Below are 16,419 nucleotides of genomic sequence, written 5' to 3' on the forward strand. Positions count from 1 at the left end.
ATGAAATACTTAATGGGGATTGACAATGGGGGTACTTTTTCAAAGGCAGCGCTCTTTGATGAAGACGGAAAGCAGATTTCTGTGGCCAGTGTACCGACTGTGACGATCACTCCGAAGCCAGGTTATACAGAAAGGGATATGGATGAACTCTGGGAGGTAAATGCACAGGCTGTACGCAATGCGATCGAGAAGAGCAATATCGATCCAAAGGACATTGCAGGGGTTTCTTTCTCAGGACATGGAAAAGGTCTGTACATGGTAGGCTATGATGGAAAGCCTTCCTATAACGGAATCATTTCTACGGATACAAGAGCCTGGGCACAGGTCAAAAGATGGCATGAGGATGGCACCGACAAAAAAGTTTATGAAAAAACCCTGCAGGATATTCTGGCAGTACAGCCGGTAAGCATCCTGGCGTGGTTCAAAGAAAATATGCCGGAAGTCATTGAGAGAACACAGTATATCTTTGCAGTAAAAGATTATATCCGTTACATGCTGACAGGAGAGGCATACAGTGAATACACAGACTGTTCCGGATCAAATCTTGTCAATATGATCACACACGAACATGACCGTGAACTGATGAAGCTTTTTGGTCTGGAAGAATGCTACGACAAGCTTCCACCGCTTCGCAACGCTGCCGATATCTGTGGACATGTGACAAAGGAAGCGGGTGAGAAGACCGGTCTTCCGGAGGGAATCCCGGTAGCTGCAGGTATGTTTGATATCAACGCATGCGGAATCGCATCCGGACTTTCTGATGAAGAACAGATGTGTATGGTGGCCGGAACCTGGAGTATCAACGAGTATATTTCGAAAGAACCTGTGACAAACGGCACAGTTGCACTGAATTCTCTGTTCTGTATGCCGGGATATTATCTGATCGAGGAGAGCAGCCCGACATCTGCCGGAAATATGGAGTGGTTCATCCGCAATCTTATGAGTTATGAAAAAGCAGAAGCGAAAGAAAACGGAGGCTCCGTATACGATATCACCAATGAGTGGGTAGCTTCTATCGAGCCGCAGGACAACAATATCATCTTCCTTCCATTCCTGAACGGCTCCAACGAAGATCCACTGGCAAAGGGAACCTTTGTAGGCCTGACTGCTTACCATAATAAGAAACATATGCTTCGTGCAGTTTATGAGGGAATTGTTTTCTCCCATGTGACCCATGTCAACAAACTGCTGAGAAACCGTGAACGTCCGAAGAGTGTACGACTTTCCGGAGGCGCTGCAAATTCAGATGTATGGGTACAGATTTTTGCAGACGCGCTTCAGCTTCCGATCGATGTGATCGAGGATAAGGAACTCGGTGCACAGGGTGCAGCGATGGCAGCCGGCATTGCAGCGGGAATTTACAAAGATTATCAGGATGCAATGAGACGTACAGTGAAGATCACCAAGACAATACAGCCAAGACCGGAATATGCAGATATCTACAAAGAAAAATATGCGGCATACCGTGCGGTGATCGACGGACTGAATGGTGCGTGGAAGTATTTCAGAAACTAGGAAAAGGAGAAACCACAGAATGAGTAAGGCATATGAGCTTGGACTGTATGAAAAGGCAATGCCGGGTACGCTGACATGGAAAGAACGACTGGAGGCGGCAAAGGCAGCAGGCTATGATTATGTTGAAATCAGTATTGATGCAACAGAAGAAAAAATCGCCCGGCTGGATATGGACAGAGAATCACGCCTGGAACTTGTAAAAACCATGTATGAGACCGGAATTCCGATCCGGACAATGTGTGTCAGTGCACTTACCAAATATGCGATCGGAAGCAGTGACGAAGCATGCTGTGCAAGAGGAATGGCGATCCTGGAAAAATCACTTCAGCTGGCAGATGATCTTGGAATCCGTGTTGTGATGATCCCGGGATATGATGTCTATTATGAGGAATCAACACTGGAGACAAAACACAGATTTCTTGAAAATCTGAGAAAGGCTGCAAGACTGGCAGAAAAGACCGGCGTGCTCATCGGACTTGAGACGATGGAAAATGAATTTATGAATACGGTTGAGAAAGCCATGAAATATGTAACACTGTGTGGCTCCAATTATCTTAAAGTCTATCCGGATATTGGAAATCTCACCAATGCAGCGGTTCTTTACAAGTCAGATGTACTGGAGGATATGGAACTGGGCAGAGGAAATCTGACTTCTCTTCATCTTAAGGAAACTGTCCCTGGAAAATTCAGAGAAATTCCGTATGGAACCGGACATGTGGATTTTGAGGCGGCAATAAAGAAGGCCTGGGATCTGGGAGTACGCAGATTTGTGACGGAATTCTGGTACACAGGAAATCCGGAATGGAAAAAAGATCTTAATGATGCAGTAAAAATGATGTGTCCGATACTGGATGCTCAGAAATAAAATTCAGGAGGAAAAAACCATGTTAGAAAAATTAAAAGAAGAAGTTTACAAAGCAAATATGGACCTGCCGAAATATGGGCTGGTGACATTCACCTGGGGAAATGTCAGTGGCATCGACCGTGAGAAAGGACTTTTTGTAATTAAACCAAGCGGTGTGGATTACGATAAGCTCAAACCAGAAGATATGGTTGTTGTTGACCTTCAGGGAAACAAAGTAGAAGGCGAATACAATCCGTCCTCTGACACCGCAACACATGTTGTACTGTACAATGCATTTCCGAACATCGGTGGAATCGTACATACACATTCTTCCTGGGCAACAAGCTGGGCACAGGCAGGAAGAGGCATTCCATGCTATGGAACCACACATGCAGACTACATCTATGGAGAAGTACCTTGTGTGCGAAACCTCACAAAAGAAGAAATCGACGAGGCATATGAGAAAAATACAGGAGTGCTGATCGCTGATTACTTTAAGGACAAAGATTACGAGGCAGTTCCTGCAGTACTCTGCAAAAACCACGGACCATTCACCTGGGGCAAAGATGCTCATGAGGCAGTACATAATGCAGTTGTACTTGAGGAAGTTGCCAAAATGGCATCTCGCTGTGAACTTATCAATCCGCAGGTAAAACCGGCACCACAGGAACTTCAGGATAAACATTATTACAGAAAACACGGCGCAAACGCTTATTACGGGCAGATTGTAAAATAACAATTGCAAATAAAGACACTTTTTTAAACAAACAAGGTTCTTCACGCTTGAAGAACCTTGTTGTATTATGTTATTATTAAGAAGAAAACGAGAAGGGATATACAGCAGTTTGCACAAAGAAATTTGCTGTATAAAAGAAAAACATTTAGGAGGTTTTTACAATGACTAAGTATTACGCAGCAGTAGACATGGGAGCATCCAGTGGACGTCTGATCCTTGGACACATGGAGAATGGCAGAATGGAGCTAGAGGAGATTCATCGTTTTGAGAATGGTATGGTCAAGAAGGATGGAGAACTCTGCTGGGAATTTGACCGTATTTTCAAAGAAATCGTTGCAGGTCTCAAGAAATGTAAAGAGATTGGCAAGATTCCGGTAAGCATGGGCGTTGATACCTGGGGTGTTGACTTCGTTCTTCTTGATAAAGATGACAAGGTACTTGGTAACACAGTTGGATACCGTGACCATCGTACAGAGGGAATGGATGAGGAAGTTTACAAGTTAATTCCGGTTGAAGAACTGTATGCAAGAACAGGTATCCAGAAAGCTATTTACAATACGATATACCAGCTGATGGCAGTTAAGACAAAACATCCGGAATATCTGGAGCAGGCAGAAACTCTTCTTCATGTACCGGATTACTTCCACTTCCTTCTGACAGGACAGAAGACCTGTGAGTACACAGAGGCTACAACAGGCCAGATGGTAAATGCACAGACAAAAGACTGGGATTATGAGATCATCGACAAACTGGGATATCCGAGAAGAATTTTCCAGAAACTGATCATGCCTGGCACAAGTGTAGGACATCTGACAGAAGAACTTCAGAAAGAAGTCGGCTTTGACGTAGAAGTTGTCGCACCGGCAACACATGATACAGGATCCGCAGTCCTTGCAGTACCGGCAAACGATGATGATTTTATCTATATCAGTTCCGGAACATGGTCCCTGATGGGAATCGAAAGAAAAACTCCGGACTGTTCACCAAAGAGCTGCGAACTGAACTTCACAAACGAGGGTGGATATGCGGGACGCTTCCGTTATATCAAGAACATCATGGGTCTGTGGATGATCCAGTCTGTTCGTCATGAAGTAAATGACAAGTACAGTTTTGCAGAGATCTGTGCTATGGCAGAAGAAGCAAAGGATTTTCCATCCAGAGTAGATGCAAATGACGAGTGTTTCCTTTCTCCGGAAAATATGACAGAAGAAGTAAAGGACTACTGCCGCAGAACAGGACAGCAGGTTCCGGAGACAATGGGTGAGATTGCAACTGTTATTTACACCAGTCTTGCTGAGTGCTATGCAAAAGCAGCAAAAGAACTGGAAGAACTTACAGGAAGAACTTACAGCCGTATCCATGTAGTTGGTGGTGGTTCCAATGCGGGATATCTGAATGAACTTACAGCAAAGGCAACAGGTAAAGAAGTTCATGCAGGTCCTGGAGAAGCAACTGCGATCGGAAATATCACTGCACAGATGATCAAGGAAGGCGAATTTAAATCTGTTGAAGAGGCTCGTACAACCATTCATGAGTCTTTCGGAATCAAGATTTTCAAAGCCTGAGAGATTATAGCTGGAGACTTTTTACCCAATCATCCTGTTATTGAGCTATATGCACCTGGAATAAGGTGAGTATATACATTAATAAAATAAATTGGAGGTTTTATTATGTTAGTAAACACAAAAGCAAGAGTCGGCGTATTTTCTATTGCTTTAGGAGCATACCTGCCTCAGTTCCCGTCACTGGTACCTGAGTTTGAAGCTCAGTATGAGGCATTCAAAAAAACAATCCCTGATACAGTAGAGATCATCGATGGAGGAATGGTAACAACAAAAGAGCAGTCTATGGAAGCCGGAGATAAATTCCGTGCTGCAGACGTTGATATCGTATTTCTTCAGATGCTGACTTATGCGACATCCTACAATATGCTCCCTGCAATCCGTGATCTTGATGTTCCGGTTGTTCTTGTGAACGTTCAGAAGCTCAAAGCACTGGATTATGATCACACAGATATCGCTGCATGGCTTGGTGAAGGATATGCCTGCGGTGCTGTAGGTGAAGCAGTTGCCGATCTGGAAAGAGCAGGCAAGAGACATGCTGTTATTACAGGTGTAGTTGAGGGTGGAGATCCGGCTGTTCAGGCAGAGATCGAAGACTGGTGCAAGGCTGCACAGGTAAGAAGAAGATTCCGCGATACCAATATCGCTCAGATCGGAAGACCTTATCCGGGTATGATGGACCTTTACATCGATGAGACAAACCTGTACAACAGAATGTTCCTGTACACCAAACAGTTTGACTGGGAAAAAATGTGGGCGATCGCTGATGATATCACAGATGAAGAAGCAATCCGTGCAAAAGCACAGGATATTCTTGATACTTTTGATATTGAGGACGGCGGCACAATCGAAAAAGTATGGGATATGGCAAAATACGTTGTTGCATTCGAGAAATGGGTAAAAGACGAACATCTCAGCATGGTTGCTTCCCATTATGACGGATTTGCACAGGGCAAGGCAGGTGTCCTTGACAGTATGCTGATCCCGGCCTTCTCCATGTTGATCAAACAGGGTACAGCATGCGCTGTTGAAGGTGACATGAAGGTTGCTATGGCAATGAGCATTCTCAAGACCATTTCCGGTACAGGCCAGCTTTCTGAGATGTACTCCATCGACTTCAACGATGATATCTGCATCATCGGACATTCCGGAAGCGGAGATGCTGATATCTCTGATAAGAAACCTACCATGAAGATCGTACCGGTATTCCACGGCAAAACAGGCGGCGGATATCTGACACAGTTCTATCCATACACAGGTCCGGTTACCTATCTTGCGATCACACAGGATGCTGACGGACACTTCAAATTCGTTGTTGCTGAAGGCGTAAACGAAGAAGGACCGATCCTTTCCTTTGGTGATACCAACATGAGAACACGTTTCACCTGTGGTGCAAGAGAGTTTGTAAACCGCTGGAGCGAAGCAGGCCCGACACATCATATGGCAGCTGCTACAGGAAGACATATCGACACGATCCTGAAGGTTGCAAAAATCTTCAACATTCCGGTTGATATCGTAACAAGATAACAAAAACCATCTATATTTGAAACACATATTCATATTCAAAAAAAGAGAGAGACTGTGCAGATGTACAGCCTCTCTTTTTTTAAATCATTTTTTGTGCATCAACGTATGCTCCTTCGACAACTCTCCATGAAGCTTCAACGAACTCCAGTGCTGCGTAACCGGTGTAAGCACTGCTTTCAGATCCACCGGAGCCAGCCCGTTCCTGTGGAAAAATCCCAGAAAATCTGTCTGTTGTTCCTGCGAAAAATTATGCATGACAAGCATCTCATCTGTAAAATTCCCGCCCAGGTTGAACTGTGGAGAAGGAGAAAAACCAGGAAGTCCGAACAGATATCCAAGAGGATGCAGATAATCTGTTACAGAAACTGTTTTGCAGGAAATACCTGCGATATTAAGATAACGTAGGATCTGCCGTGTTCTTTCATCTTCTTTGAAATTATACATTAAAATCATAGCATCTGTTTTCATAGAAAAATCCCTTTCTTAAAAAGTATTAATTAGAATGTTCTGTGGCACTCTTTCGGATCGCAGGAATCCGGATTTCCACTTCCGTACCGCTTCCGGGAGTGCTGGAATAGGTCAGCCCATAATCAGGACCATAGAGGATCTGAAGTCGCCGATGCGTGTTATAAACGGCAATGTTAGTGCCGCCGGAAGTACTGTTCCCGTTTCCGGAGAGAATAGCAGAAAGCTTCTCAGAAGGAATGCCGACACCGTCATCTGAGATCAGAAGCACAATGGAGGTGTCTTCGATCCATCCGGTCAGGACGATTGTTCCAGTTTTGTTCTTAAAGAAAGTACATACATAAGATGTGGACAGGAATACGTGACTGCTGATATCTTTGACAGACAGAGTTTCATTCATATAATTTTTGCTGATATATTCCCTGATCAGAAAAATAGTAGGGTTTTCCTGAGAACAGTCAGAAACTTTCTTAAAAAAATCTTCTGTTTTATCAACAAGAGTCTGGTGAAGTTCACCGAAGGTAAAACATCTGTCGATTGTTTCCGCAACAGTTTCCGGATTGCCGGAACCTGGAATTTTCTGCTGATGACGTGCATCCTCCAGACAGAGAAAAAGCTTGTAGTACAGATCTTTGACCGGATTCTGAAGAAATTTGCAGTTGTTGGAAAAACTTTGGAGAAGCTTTTCCAGCAGAGCGGATGCGGCATTCTGATCAATATTCGACAGTGTCTCCGCGGGCCATGGAATATCTTCCGAATTCCGCAAAGTGTTCCATCAGAAAACTTCCGGCATGAGTCAGGATCTGGCGGGAAGGCGGAGTCTGTGAAAAAAGAAAATACACCATATATTGAAACTTCTTTTCGAGATAGACGCAGGTAATATGGTAAGGATTCAGAAAATCCTGGAACTTTTGAAACAGATCAGCCATGGATGGCGTGGAAGCTTCCAGAAATAATTTGGTCTTTACAATAAAAGCAGTAAAAAAAGTAGAAGAATTCATTGTAAACTGCAGTTCATCAGAAAGCTGACGGATCACAGAGTTATCCTGTGAATATGGAAGAGTAAGCTGCAGGGCAAGCCGTGATGCGGTTTCCATGGAATGAAGCGTCTCTCCATGGCGGGAATTGACTTTTCGGATATAGAGATCCCTTGCCTCACGGATGGCATCCTCGATCTCAGAGAGCCGGAAAGGCTTCTCGATGTAATTGACGGCTTTCAGCTTGATCGCAGCTTTGAGATATTCCTTGTCAGAGTATCCGCTCATAAAGATCGGGACGGTATCAGGAAGAATTTTCCAGCATAGTGATTCCGTCCATGCGCGGCATGCGGACATCGCATAATATGATCTCCGGCCTGTGAAGCTGTGCAGTTTCCAGACCATGCACACCGTCGTCTGCCTGAAGCACCTCGCTGATTCCAAGGGAAGCCCAGTCAATCGAAGAGATCACACCGGTACGGGTAAGTTCTTCGTCATCAACAATCAGTAGTTTCATAATATTCTCCTTGGTATTTGTAAAAAAAGAAAATTGTTTATTATGATAAGATTGTTTCCATATGAAAACGATCCACAAAACAGTTTAGCATATTTTATACAAGATTACGAGAAAAAATGAAAGATGTTTTATGCAGATAAGTGGAAAATATTTTACCCTGATTCAAAATATTTTCCCGTTTCCTAAAAAAATAACCAATGCTACAATAAATACAGATTTAAAGAAAAGGGAGGAAAGAGCCGTGTCTGAATATGTTCTTGAACTTAAAGGCATAACGAAGATTTTCCCGGGCGTTAAGGCACTGAACAATGTACAGTTCCAGTTAAAATCTGGCGAAGTTCACGCACTTATGGGTGAAAACGGTGCTGGTAAATCTACAGACCAGACAGCAGCTCTTCTTCAGAACTACCCAGATCTGAAAGTTATCTGCGCACCTACAACAGTTGGTATCGCTGCAGCAGCTAAATACCTTCAGGACAACGAATCTTCCTGCAAACTGACAGGTCTTGGACTTCCGTCCGAAATGGTTGAGTACACAGGTGATGACGATGCACATTCCTGCCCATACTTCTATCTGTGGGATATGGAAGGTCTTGGAAAACTTTCCGCATATGCAACAATGGCACTTGTAAAAGGTGACATCACTGGTGCAGTTGACGAAACATTCACAGCTGGCGACATGGGTGAATTCACAATCACAACAGCTGATGACGAAGGAACAGAAATCGTTCTTGGTGAGCCACTTCAGTTTACACCAGACAACGTAGCTGACTACGCTAAACTGTACTAATCAGCGCGTTTGGAGAAGCTAAAGTTTTTCTGAATATGATAAATCCTTAAAGGACAGGGCGGAACCGTAAGGCTTCGCCCTGTCTGCGTTGTACGGGAGCCGGGAGATATTGCAATCGTCATAAGTTACGTGTTAGAATATAAAAAAGCAGGGAACAGCAAAAGTAACGATCAGAAAGCAGGAAGATACCATATGCAGCAGGCTTTATTGGACCATTTAAGAAAAATCACAGAGGAAGAACAGCGGATCCTGGACGGAGTCGCGGAGGTAGATAAGGATCTGTACACCTCTGGTAAGGATTTTACCGTGGACAGTGCCAAGATGCTCAGCGAGGGCAAGCTGATCGCGGTCAGGACACATACGCGGTTCGTGCATTTTCCGTCGCACCGCCATAACTTTATCGAGGTGCTTTATGTCTGTCAGGGACAGCTTACCAATATCATTGGCGGCAAGGAAGTGGTGCTCCGCCAGGGAGAACTGCTTTTTCTGAACCAGTTTACAAGGCATGAGATCCTGCCGGCGGGAGAAGAAGATATCGCGATCAATTTCATGATCCTTCCGGAGTTTTTTGATGTGGCTTATACGATGGCGGGGAATAACAATGTGCTGGCGGATTTTCTGGTAAATGTGCTCCGGCAGGATGATGAGCGCGGCGAATACCTTCATTTCAAGGTGGCAGAAGTGCTGCAGATCCAGAATCTTCTGGAAAATATGATCTACTCACTGGTGACAGGCAAGGGCGATCAGAATCGGATCAATCAGACGACGATGGGGCTTATCTTTCTATATCTTCTGGAATCGGTGCAGTATGCGGAAATGCGGCTTCCGAACCAGTATGAAAATATGATCTCCATGACGACACTGGATTATATCGAGCAGCAGTACAGGACGGCGACCCTGACAGAACTCTGCGAACAGCTTCATCTTCCGATGCATGTACTGAGTAAGATGATCAGGAAAAACACCGGTTTTAACTTCAAAGAACTGCTCCAGCGCAAGCGTCTGAGCAAGGCGGCAGAGCTGATGTGTGAGACGGACCTGCCAATCAGTGATGTGATCGCGGCGGTCGGCTACGAGAATGGAAGTTATTTTCACCGGGTATTTAAAGAACGTTATAATATGACGCCACGGGCGTTTCGCGTGGCAAATAAAAAAAGTGAAAAGGTACGGCTGTAGACCATATCTTTTCACTTTTTTTATTTCGCGCTGTTGGCGAGGTTTTTGACAAGTTCAATGTCGGACTGTCTGACTTTGAGATTGGTTTCGATCTTTTTGCCGGTCGGTGTGGTCACTTTGATCTCGATGATGGTATCTGGTGTGATCGCAGCACCTGCGGTCTGAAGAAATTTAGGAAATTTGGGATGATTTCTGGTAAAAGCAGCCCAGGAATTTTTTAACTGAAATAAGCCTCCGAAATTCATATGGTTCCTCCTGTTCAATTAATTCTGAAAATGGATCTTTTCGCCCTGAATGACAGGATAACAGATAAGTGTCCGGCTGTCCAGATTTTCCCGTTTCATGTCAACTGCGGTGATCTGATGATTTTCGTAAGTGGTGTAGTAGTAGATGCCCTTGGTGGCATTGCAGCAGGATGTGTAGAGTGTGAGCTCATATTTGCCGTCTGCAACTTCACAGCAGCCTCTCTGCTGGTCAACGGAGCCAAGGATATGGAAAAACTGGCTGACGCTTTCCAGTTCGGAATCGCCGGATCTTGCGTTCATTCTGGTAAAGGCGACTCGGACAAAGCGGGAAGCAGAAGAAAGGTCGCCCGGAAGTCCGAGTGCCCCCATGCCGCGGCTGTAGGCGGAAAGTGCCAGATCGTCAGCAAAAGTATTGGCAGGCTGTTTCGGCGACAGATGCATGTAGTTGTTTAACTGGAACATCTGCTGTGGAAATGGTGGATTGTTGGTGAGGACACCCACCGGATTGTCGTAGATATGAAGCCCGTCGGACATGGATTCCACGGTGATGGATTCCTCCTTGTCGGAGATGATCCAGTGGAGCTGTGCCAGTGGAAACTGTTTGCTGAACGGTGTGTTTACCAGGTTCATTCTGGCCAGAAGTGTGCGGACTTCTGCGACGGAAGCGCACTGGCTGAGAATCCACGGGATGAATTCAAACTGTGCAATGTTGTCAAGCCCTGGCTTTACGTCTGCATAGGCGGCGTTTCCGACGAAATTCAGTCCTGCCATGCCGAGCCCTTTCTCGTTGATGGCATCGTAATACAGCGGGTAATTCTCAGCAACATGTGCCATGCCGATGATCGCAAAGTGCGTATCGATCACTCCTGCATGACGGAAATGAAAAGGGTAATTCCGCGGCGCGATCGTGATCTGGTCGCCGTAGGAAAACTCATAATCGAGAGTCCTTCCGAAATAAAAATCTCTGGTTTTGTAAGTGGCAGCAGTACACATAAAAAATCTCCTTATCAGAAATCGAAATCAGCGTAGTCTTCTGGAAGGAAGCGGTGGTAGATGATGTGGCATCCTTCGTCTTTGAAACAATAGTAATAAGTGTCGTCTGGTTTGTCTCCAAAGCGGATCAGGCGGTCGAATTCCCCGTTGTCCATTTCTTCTGTAATGACATTATCAGAATGAGTATGGAACAGATCCAGGATTTCATCCATGGTACAGCCATGTCTGCCGACCAGATTGACAAGCTCCTTGATAAATTCATTTCCGGCAGTGTTATTATGCACATAGACAGTGCCCTGCTGTGGAATATGGAAACAGAAGCGGTCGCCCTTGTGGGAAACCTCAATGTCTCCGAGTTTGTCTGTAATAGAAGCAGGAAGCACTTCAAGACGTGCCTGCATCTCATCAGCAGTGTCAGCAGCATCAAAGAAGTGATTCAGAGAAGAAAGCGGATAGTACAGACGGATATCCTCCCTAAAAAATCCAAGCTTCGCCTGCTCTTCTTTGATGATGTCGATTAAATTTCTTTCAAGTTTATTATAACCCATGATGGGACCTCCTAAACAAGTTAATTCACTGCAACATATTGTACCAGATTCTCACCGAGATTACCAGACCGGCAGAAGAAAATAGTTACAAAAAACAACCATTTCACATCAGCTGTTTTTCGACAAAACCTTACAAAAACTGCTCGTTGACAGTACAGTGGCGGTAAGGTATCATAGAACAAAAGAGACTTAATATCTCTATAAAGAGGAGGAACATCATTATGTTAGTATTGGTATACCGAAAATGCAGCACCTGTCAGAAAGCCCTCAAATGGCTGGAGGAGCATAAAATCTTTTTTGAGGAACGCGCGATCGTGGATGAGAATCCTACTTACGAGGAATTAAAGGAATGGTACGGAAAAAGCGGACTGCCGCTCAAGAAGTTCTTCAACACCAGCGGCATGCTCTACAAGCAGATGAACCTCAAGGATAAGCTTCCAGAGATGACCGAAGACGAACAGCTCAGACTCCTCGCTACCGACGGCATGCTGGTCAAACGCCCCCTCGTAATTGGCGAAGACTTCGTCCTGACCGGTTTCCGCGAGAAGGAGTGGGAGGAGAAGATACGGGGGTGAAGGATTAAAGAATGCTGGAACCCCAACGATATTATCCACACGATCTGTGCATTTGCGAATGACTTTCCTAATGTAAATGGTGGTTATCTTGTCATAGGGATTCAGGCCGAAGAAGGGATTCCCATACTCCCGCTCAAAGGTCTTCCACGAAATACGCTGGATTCTGTACAGCAGGAGATTTTTCAGTATTGCAACATGATCACACCCAGATATATTCCGCGGATTGAAGTATTTTATAGCGGCCCACATACTGACGGATGATTTTTTACTGTAAAATTTTCCTCCACGAAAGTTTTCTCCATTTATCTATTGTATTTTTGCGTGCATTCGTGTAAAATAAATTACAATTTAGTCTGGTAAAGCACGAATATGTATTATAACAGACCATTGAATAATAGAAAATTTTTATTATCATACCAGTACAAGAAATACACAGATGAAGGAGAGAGAATAAATGGCAGATCATGAAATGTTAAATCTTGACGAGATGGGCACTCTGAAAGACAGTATGGAGCTTCTTGGGGAAGAACTGATGAATGGCCATCGGATCAACCCAAATCTCTATGTAGAATACGATGTAAAGAGAGGTCTTCGTGACTCCGCAGGTAAAGGTGTCCTGACAGGACTTACCGAGATTTCCGATGTTACAGGTTACGACCTGATCAACGGGCGCAAGATCCCTGCACACGGCAGACTGTACTATCAGGGATATAATGTAAACGATATCGTAGACGGCCTCAAAGGACGTAAATTCGGTTTTGAGGAAACCATTTACCTCCTTCTGTTCGGCAGACTTCCATCCGACAAGGACATGGAAGTTTTCAAAAACATTATGGCAAACTTCGAGACCCTGTCCGGTCGTTTTGTCCGTGACGTTGTCATGAAAGCTTCCAACGGCGATATCATGAACGCAATGCAGAGATGCATCCTCACTCTGTACACCTACGACTCCAAACCAGAGGACAACTCCGCAGAAAACGTTCTCCGTCAGAGTATCGAAATGATCGCGAAACTGCCTCTGATCGCAGTATATTCCTATCATTCCTACAGACATTTCCGTAAAGATGAGACCCTGTTCATCCGCAACCCACAGAAGGACCTTTCCCTCGCAGAAAACATCCTTCTGATGCTCCGTCCGGACGGCAAATACACAGAACTGGAAGCAAAGGTTCTCGACATCGCACTGATCCTTCATGCAGAGCACGGCGGTGGTAACAACTCTACATTCACCACACACGTAGTTACCTCATCAGGAACAGACACCTATTCTTCCGTTGCAGCATCCATCGGTTCCCTCAAGGGACCTCGTCATGGTGGTGCAAACCTCAAAGTCCAGAACATGTTCGAGGATATCAAGGCAAACGTCAAAGACTGGACCGATGAGAAAGAAGTGGAAAGCTATCTCCGCAAGATCCTCAACAAAGAAGTCTTCGACCACAGCGGTCTGATCTACGGTATGGGACACGCCGTTTATACCCTTTCTGACCCACGTGAAGTCATCTTGAAACGCTTCGCCAAAGACCTCGCAATGGAGAAGGGCATGATGAAGGAATTTGCCCTCTACGAACTCGTAGAACGCCTTGCCGGAAGACTGGTCATGGAACAGAGAAGACTTTTCAAAAATGTCTGCGCAAACGTAGACTTTTACAGCGGTTTCGTATATACTATGCTTGGAATCCCGAAAGAGCTGTTTACGCCGATTTTCGCGATCGCACGTATCCCGGGATGGAGCGCGCATCGTCTTGAAGAGATCCTCAACGCAAGCAAGATCATCCGTCCGGCATACAAATATGTGGGACATCATGCAAGCTTTGTTCCGTTTGACGAGAGAGCGCCGGAGGAAGGCTGCGAGGAAGTACTGAGAGAATTAGAAAAGGAAGAAGCAGGACAGCCGGAAGAAAAGGCAGAAACTATAGAAAAAGAGGCACCGCAGGATTCGAAGAAGTGCCCTGAGGAGAAGAAGAATAAATGAAACAGGTTATTTTAACAGGTGACCGTCCTACCGGAAGACTTCATGTAGGACATTATGTAGGATCACTGAAGGAGCGTGTCAAACTCCAGAATTCCGGTGATTACGATGAAGTTTATATCATGATCGCAGATGCACAGGCACTGACAGACAACGCCGAGCATCCGGAGAAAGTACGTCAGAACATCATCCAGGTTGCACTGGATTACCTCGCATGCGGTATCGACCCGGCGAAGTCCACGATCTTTATCCAGTCTATGGTACCGGAACTGACAGAACTGACATTTTATTATATGAACCTTGTTACTGTTGCACGTGTGCAGCGTAACCCTACCGTTAAATCCGAGATCCAGATGCGTAACTTCGAAGCAAGCATCCCGGTTGGATTTTTCTGTTATCCGATCAGCCAGGCAGCAGATATCACTGCTTTCCGTGCAACACATGTGCCGGTTGGCGAGGACCAGATGCCGATGATCGAGCAGTGCAAGGAGATCGTGCACAAATTCAATACCGTATACGGTGAGACTTTGACCGATCCTAAGATCGTTCTGCCGTCCAACAAGGCATGCTTACGTCTGCCAGGTATCGATGGCAAGGCCAAAATGAGCAAGTCCCTTGGCAACTGCATCTACCTCTCTGACGAAGAAGCAGATGTCAAGAAAAAGATCATGTCCATGTTCACAGACCCGAATCATCTCCGTGTACAGGACCCAGGCCGCGTAGAGGGCAATCCGGTATTCATCTACCTGGAAGCATTCTGCAAGGATGAGTATTTCCCGGAATTCCTGCCGGAATACCAGAACCTCGAAGAGCTCGAGGATCACTACCGCAGAGGCGGTCTTGGCGATGTCAAGGTTAAGAAATTCCTGAACAACGTTATGCAGGCAGAACTTTCACCGATCCGTGCAAGAAGAAAAGAATGGGAGCAGCGCATCCCGGATGTTATGGATATCCTCAGAGAAGGCAGCAGGGTAGCGGAAGCCAAAGCAGCCGAGACCCTGAATGACGTCAAAGCATCCATGAGGATCAACTACTTTGACAGCGACCAGTCTGATATGTATCAGAAATGATCAGCCTGCAACGGCTATATGTAATAATCACAACTGCAAGTGGTATGACCAACAATAAAAAATAGTATTGACAATTGTCGAAAATCAATGCTATAATACCGCATATTCCGAGAGGAACTAAGCAGACGAAGAAGTCTAGGAGACTTTTTCGTTTGCTTTTTTTATTTTCTAAATACCCATAAAGGAGGAAATGTAATGCGTTTAAATCCAAAGGAACAGGAAAAGCTTATGCTCCATATGGCAGGAAATCTGGCAAAAGAGCGGAAGGAACGAGGCGTGAAACTGAATTATGTGGAAGCAGTTGCCTATATCAGCTCAGAACTTCTTGAACTTGCAAGAGACGGCAAAGAAGTAGTCGAACTGATGCAGCTCGGTACCAAAATGCTGACAAAAGACGACGTTATGGACGGTGTCGCAGACATGGTACATGAAGTACAGGTAGAGGCAACATTTCCAGATGGAACCAAACTTGTAACAGTACACAATCCGATTCAGTAAAGGAGGACAACTATGAAAATTGGCGAAATCATTCCATTGGACAGAGAGATTACATTAAACGAGGGCAAACCTACCGTCACAGTCAAAGTGGCAAACACCGGCGACCGTCCGATCCAGGTTGGCTCACATTTCCATTTTTTTGAGGTAAACCGTTACCTTAAATTCGACAGAGAAAAAGCATATGGTTTTCATCTGGACATCCCTTCCGGAACTTCTGTCCGCTTTGAACCAGGTGAAGAAAAAGAAGTCCAGCTTACCGCGATAGGCGGAACAAAGAGAGTCTTCGGTCTGAACGACCTGACCTGCGCGCAGATTTCAGAAGTCAACAAAGAAGCAGCTCTTAATAACGCCCGCACCAAAGGCTTCATGCCAAAAGAGTAAGTAGATTCTGACAGAAAAAAGGAGGAAACAG

20 protein-coding genes are annotated in these 16,419 nt (G+C 45.1%); 13 read left to right on the top strand and 7 right to left on the bottom strand.

Going from position 1 to position 16,419, the window contains the following annotated elements; all coding sequences use genetic code 11:
- The 5 genes from DXC01_RS00610 to DXC01_RS00630 all read left to right on the top strand — a co-directional run bounded on the left by DXC01_RS00610 (position 1) and on the right by DXC01_RS00630 (position 6,184).
- Entirely contained in the window at positions 1–1,515 is a 1,515-nt protein-coding gene (locus DXC01_RS00610) for an FGGY-family carbohydrate kinase (RefSeq protein ID WP_022214486.1), read from the top strand.
- Between the two features lie 19 nt (positions 1,516–1,534).
- Positions 1,535–2,380, top strand: a complete 846-nt coding sequence (locus DXC01_RS00615) for an L-ribulose-5-phosphate 3-epimerase (RefSeq protein WP_022214485.1) — start codon at positions 1,535–1,537, stop codon at positions 2,378–2,380.
- 19 nt (positions 2,381–2,399) lie between these two features.
- Positions 2,400–3,095, top strand: coding sequence for an L-ribulose-5-phosphate 4-epimerase (locus DXC01_RS00620; RefSeq protein WP_022214484.1), 696 nt, complete (start codon positions 2,400–2,402; stop codon positions 3,093–3,095).
- Positions 3,096–3,256: 161 nt separating this feature from the next.
- Positions 3,257–4,660, top strand: a complete 1,404-nt coding sequence (gene rhaB, locus DXC01_RS00625; RefSeq protein ID WP_022214483.1) for a rhamnulokinase — start codon at positions 3,257–3,259, stop codon at positions 4,658–4,660.
- Between the two features lie 105 nt (positions 4,661–4,765).
- A complete protein-coding gene (locus DXC01_RS00630; protein ID WP_118698001.1) occupies positions 4,766–6,184 on the top strand; it encodes an arabinose isomerase in 1,419 nt (472 codons plus the stop codon).
- An 84-nt stretch (positions 6,185–6,268) separates the two neighbouring features.
- On the opposite strand, the gene DXC01_RS00635 is transcribed toward DXC01_RS00630, so the two are convergent.
- From DXC01_RS00635 to DXC01_RS20470, 4 genes are read right to left on the bottom strand one after another with little or no spacing between them, the layout of a single operon-like run.
- Positions 6,269–6,652, bottom strand: a complete 384-nt coding sequence (locus tag DXC01_RS00635) for a DUF3783 domain-containing protein (RefSeq protein WP_022214481.1) — start codon at positions 6,650–6,652, stop codon at positions 6,269–6,271.
- A gap of 25 nt (positions 6,653–6,677) precedes the next feature.
- Positions 6,678–7,415: a sensor histidine kinase gene (locus tag DXC01_RS20460; protein ID WP_243002471.1), complete on the bottom strand. Its 738-nt coding sequence runs from the start codon at positions 7,413–7,415 to the stop codon at positions 6,678–6,680.
- Positions 7,363–7,983, bottom strand: coding sequence for a hypothetical protein (locus tag DXC01_RS20465; RefSeq protein WP_243002472.1), 621 nt, complete (start codon positions 7,981–7,983; stop codon positions 7,363–7,365). Before DXC01_RS20465 ends, DXC01_RS20460 begins: the two co-directional genes overlap by 53 nt.
- Positions 7,931–8,143, bottom strand: a complete 213-nt coding sequence (locus tag DXC01_RS20470) for a response regulator (RefSeq protein ID WP_022214478.1) — start codon at positions 8,141–8,143, stop codon at positions 7,931–7,933. The genes DXC01_RS20465 and DXC01_RS20470 overlap by 53 nt, the downstream gene beginning before the upstream one ends.
- A gap of 241 nt (positions 8,144–8,384) precedes the next feature.
- Between DXC01_RS20470 and DXC01_RS00645 the strand changes: the two genes are divergently transcribed.
- Together DXC01_RS00645 and DXC01_RS00650 are read left to right on the top strand one after the other, a co-directional pair.
- Positions 8,385–8,933: a substrate-binding domain-containing protein gene (locus DXC01_RS00645; RefSeq protein WP_022214477.1), complete on the top strand. Its 549-nt coding sequence runs from the start codon at positions 8,385–8,387 to the stop codon at positions 8,931–8,933.
- 192 nt (positions 8,934–9,125) lie between these two features.
- Positions 9,126–10,109 carry an AraC family transcriptional regulator gene (locus DXC01_RS00650; protein ID WP_022214476.1) on the top strand — a complete coding sequence of 328 codons (984 nt, stop codon included), beginning with the start codon at positions 9,126–9,128 and terminating at the stop codon, positions 10,107–10,109.
- Between the two features lie 20 nt (positions 10,110–10,129).
- Here the strand turns inward: DXC01_RS00650 and DXC01_RS00655 are convergent, their stop codons facing one another.
- Genes DXC01_RS00655 through DXC01_RS00665 form a run of 3 tightly spaced genes read right to left on the bottom strand, consistent with a single transcriptional unit; the run spans position 10,130 to position 11,895 of the window.
- The gene (locus DXC01_RS00655) at positions 10,130–10,354 is read right to left on the bottom strand and encodes a hypothetical protein (RefSeq protein ID WP_118253164.1); all 225 of its coding nucleotides are present in this window, start codon (positions 10,352–10,354) and stop codon (positions 10,130–10,132) included.
- An 18-nt stretch (positions 10,355–10,372) separates the two neighbouring features.
- Positions 10,373–11,347 (bottom strand): choloylglycine hydrolase, encoded by a 975-nt coding sequence (bsh, locus tag DXC01_RS00660; RefSeq protein WP_118253168.1) that lies wholly within the window; start codon positions 11,345–11,347, stop codon positions 10,373–10,375.
- Positions 11,348–11,361: 14 nt separating this feature from the next.
- Positions 11,362–11,895, bottom strand: coding sequence for a DUF3877 family protein (locus tag DXC01_RS00665; protein ID WP_118698002.1), 534 nt, complete (start codon positions 11,893–11,895; stop codon positions 11,362–11,364).
- A gap of 221 nt (positions 11,896–12,116) precedes the next feature.
- On the opposite strand from DXC01_RS00665, the gene DXC01_RS00670 reads away from it, so the two are divergent.
- The 6 genes from DXC01_RS00670 (at position 12,117) to ureB (ending at position 16,388) form a co-directional block, all read left to right on the top strand.
- Positions 12,117–12,470 (top strand): arsenate reductase family protein, encoded by a 354-nt coding sequence (locus DXC01_RS00670; RefSeq protein WP_022214472.1) that lies wholly within the window; start codon positions 12,117–12,119, stop codon positions 12,468–12,470.
- 3 nt (positions 12,471–12,473) lie between these two features.
- The gene (locus DXC01_RS21170) at positions 12,474–12,731 is read left to right on the top strand and encodes an AlbA family DNA-binding domain-containing protein (protein WP_118698165.1); all 258 of its coding nucleotides are present in this window, start codon (positions 12,474–12,476) and stop codon (positions 12,729–12,731) included.
- Between the two features lie 193 nt (positions 12,732–12,924).
- Complete coding sequence (locus DXC01_RS00680; RefSeq protein WP_022214471.1) at positions 12,925–14,442, top strand: citrate/2-methylcitrate synthase; 1,518 nt, start codon at positions 12,925–12,927, stop codon at positions 14,440–14,442.
- Positions 14,439–15,509, top strand: a complete 1,071-nt coding sequence (gene trpS / locus DXC01_RS00685; RefSeq protein WP_022214470.1) for a tryptophan--tRNA ligase — start codon at positions 14,439–14,441, stop codon at positions 15,507–15,509. Before DXC01_RS00680 ends, trpS begins: the two co-directional genes overlap by 4 nt.
- A gap of 195 nt (positions 15,510–15,704) precedes the next feature.
- Positions 15,705–16,007: an urease subunit gamma gene (ureA, locus tag DXC01_RS00690; RefSeq protein ID WP_022214469.1), complete on the top strand. Its 303-nt coding sequence runs from the start codon at positions 15,705–15,707 to the stop codon at positions 16,005–16,007.
- A gap of 12 nt (positions 16,008–16,019) precedes the next feature.
- Complete coding sequence (ureB, locus tag DXC01_RS00695; RefSeq protein WP_022214468.1) at positions 16,020–16,388, top strand: urease subunit beta; 369 nt, start codon at positions 16,020–16,022, stop codon at positions 16,386–16,388.
- Positions 16,389–16,419: the final 31 nt, after the last annotated feature.

This window comes from Blautia sp. OM07-19 (assembly GCF_003481595.1).
Taxonomy (GTDB): Bacteria; Bacillota; Clostridia; order Lachnospirales; family Lachnospiraceae; genus Blautia_A; species Blautia_A intestinihominis.

Excerpts from the sequence above, each read along its gene's own strand:
- DXC01_RS00665 (WP_118698002.1), bottom strand. The coding sequence starts at position 11,895 with ATGGGTTATAATAAACTTGAAAGAAATTTAATCGACATCATCAAAGAA.
- trpS (WP_022214470.1), top strand. The coding sequence starts at position 14,439 with ATGAAACAGGTTATTTTAACAGGTGACCGTCCTACCGGAAGACTTCAT.
- DXC01_RS20465 (WP_243002472.1), bottom strand. The coding sequence starts at position 7,983 with ATGTCCGCATGCCGCGCATGGACGGAATCACTATGCTGGAAAATTCTT.
- DXC01_RS00655 (WP_118253164.1), bottom strand. The coding sequence starts at position 10,354 with ATGAATTTCGGAGGCTTATTTCAGTTAAAAAATTCCTGGGCTGCTTTT.
- rhaB (WP_022214483.1), top strand. The coding sequence starts at position 3,257 with ATGACTAAGTATTACGCAGCAGTAGACATGGGAGCATCCAGTGGACGT.
- DXC01_RS00635 (WP_022214481.1), bottom strand. The coding sequence starts at position 6,652 with ATGAAAACAGATGCTATGATTTTAATGTATAATTTCAAAGAAGATGAA.
- bsh (WP_118253168.1), bottom strand. The coding sequence starts at position 11,347 with ATGTGTACTGCTGCCACTTACAAAACCAGAGATTTTTATTTCGGAAGG.
- DXC01_RS00680 (WP_022214471.1), top strand. The coding sequence starts at position 12,925 with ATGGCAGATCATGAAATGTTAAATCTTGACGAGATGGGCACTCTGAAA.
- DXC01_RS00620 (WP_022214484.1), top strand. The coding sequence starts at position 2,400 with ATGTTAGAAAAATTAAAAGAAGAAGTTTACAAAGCAAATATGGACCTG.
- ureA (WP_022214469.1), top strand. The coding sequence starts at position 15,705 with ATGCGTTTAAATCCAAAGGAACAGGAAAAGCTTATGCTCCATATGGCA.
- ureB (WP_022214468.1), top strand. The coding sequence starts at position 16,020 with ATGAAAATTGGCGAAATCATTCCATTGGACAGAGAGATTACATTAAAC.
- DXC01_RS00615 (WP_022214485.1), top strand. The coding sequence starts at position 1,535 with ATGAGTAAGGCATATGAGCTTGGACTGTATGAAAAGGCAATGCCGGGT.
- DXC01_RS20470 (WP_022214478.1), bottom strand. The coding sequence starts at position 8,143 with ATGAAACTACTGATTGTTGATGACGAAGAACTTACCCGTACCGGTGTG.
- DXC01_RS00650 (WP_022214476.1), top strand. The coding sequence starts at position 9,126 with ATGCAGCAGGCTTTATTGGACCATTTAAGAAAAATCACAGAGGAAGAA.
- DXC01_RS00630 (WP_118698001.1), top strand. The coding sequence starts at position 4,766 with ATGTTAGTAAACACAAAAGCAAGAGTCGGCGTATTTTCTATTGCTTTA.
- DXC01_RS00610 (WP_022214486.1), top strand. The coding sequence starts at position 1 with ATGAAATACTTAATGGGGATTGACAATGGGGGTACTTTTTCAAAGGCA.
- DXC01_RS00670 (WP_022214472.1), top strand. The coding sequence starts at position 12,117 with ATGTTAGTATTGGTATACCGAAAATGCAGCACCTGTCAGAAAGCCCTC.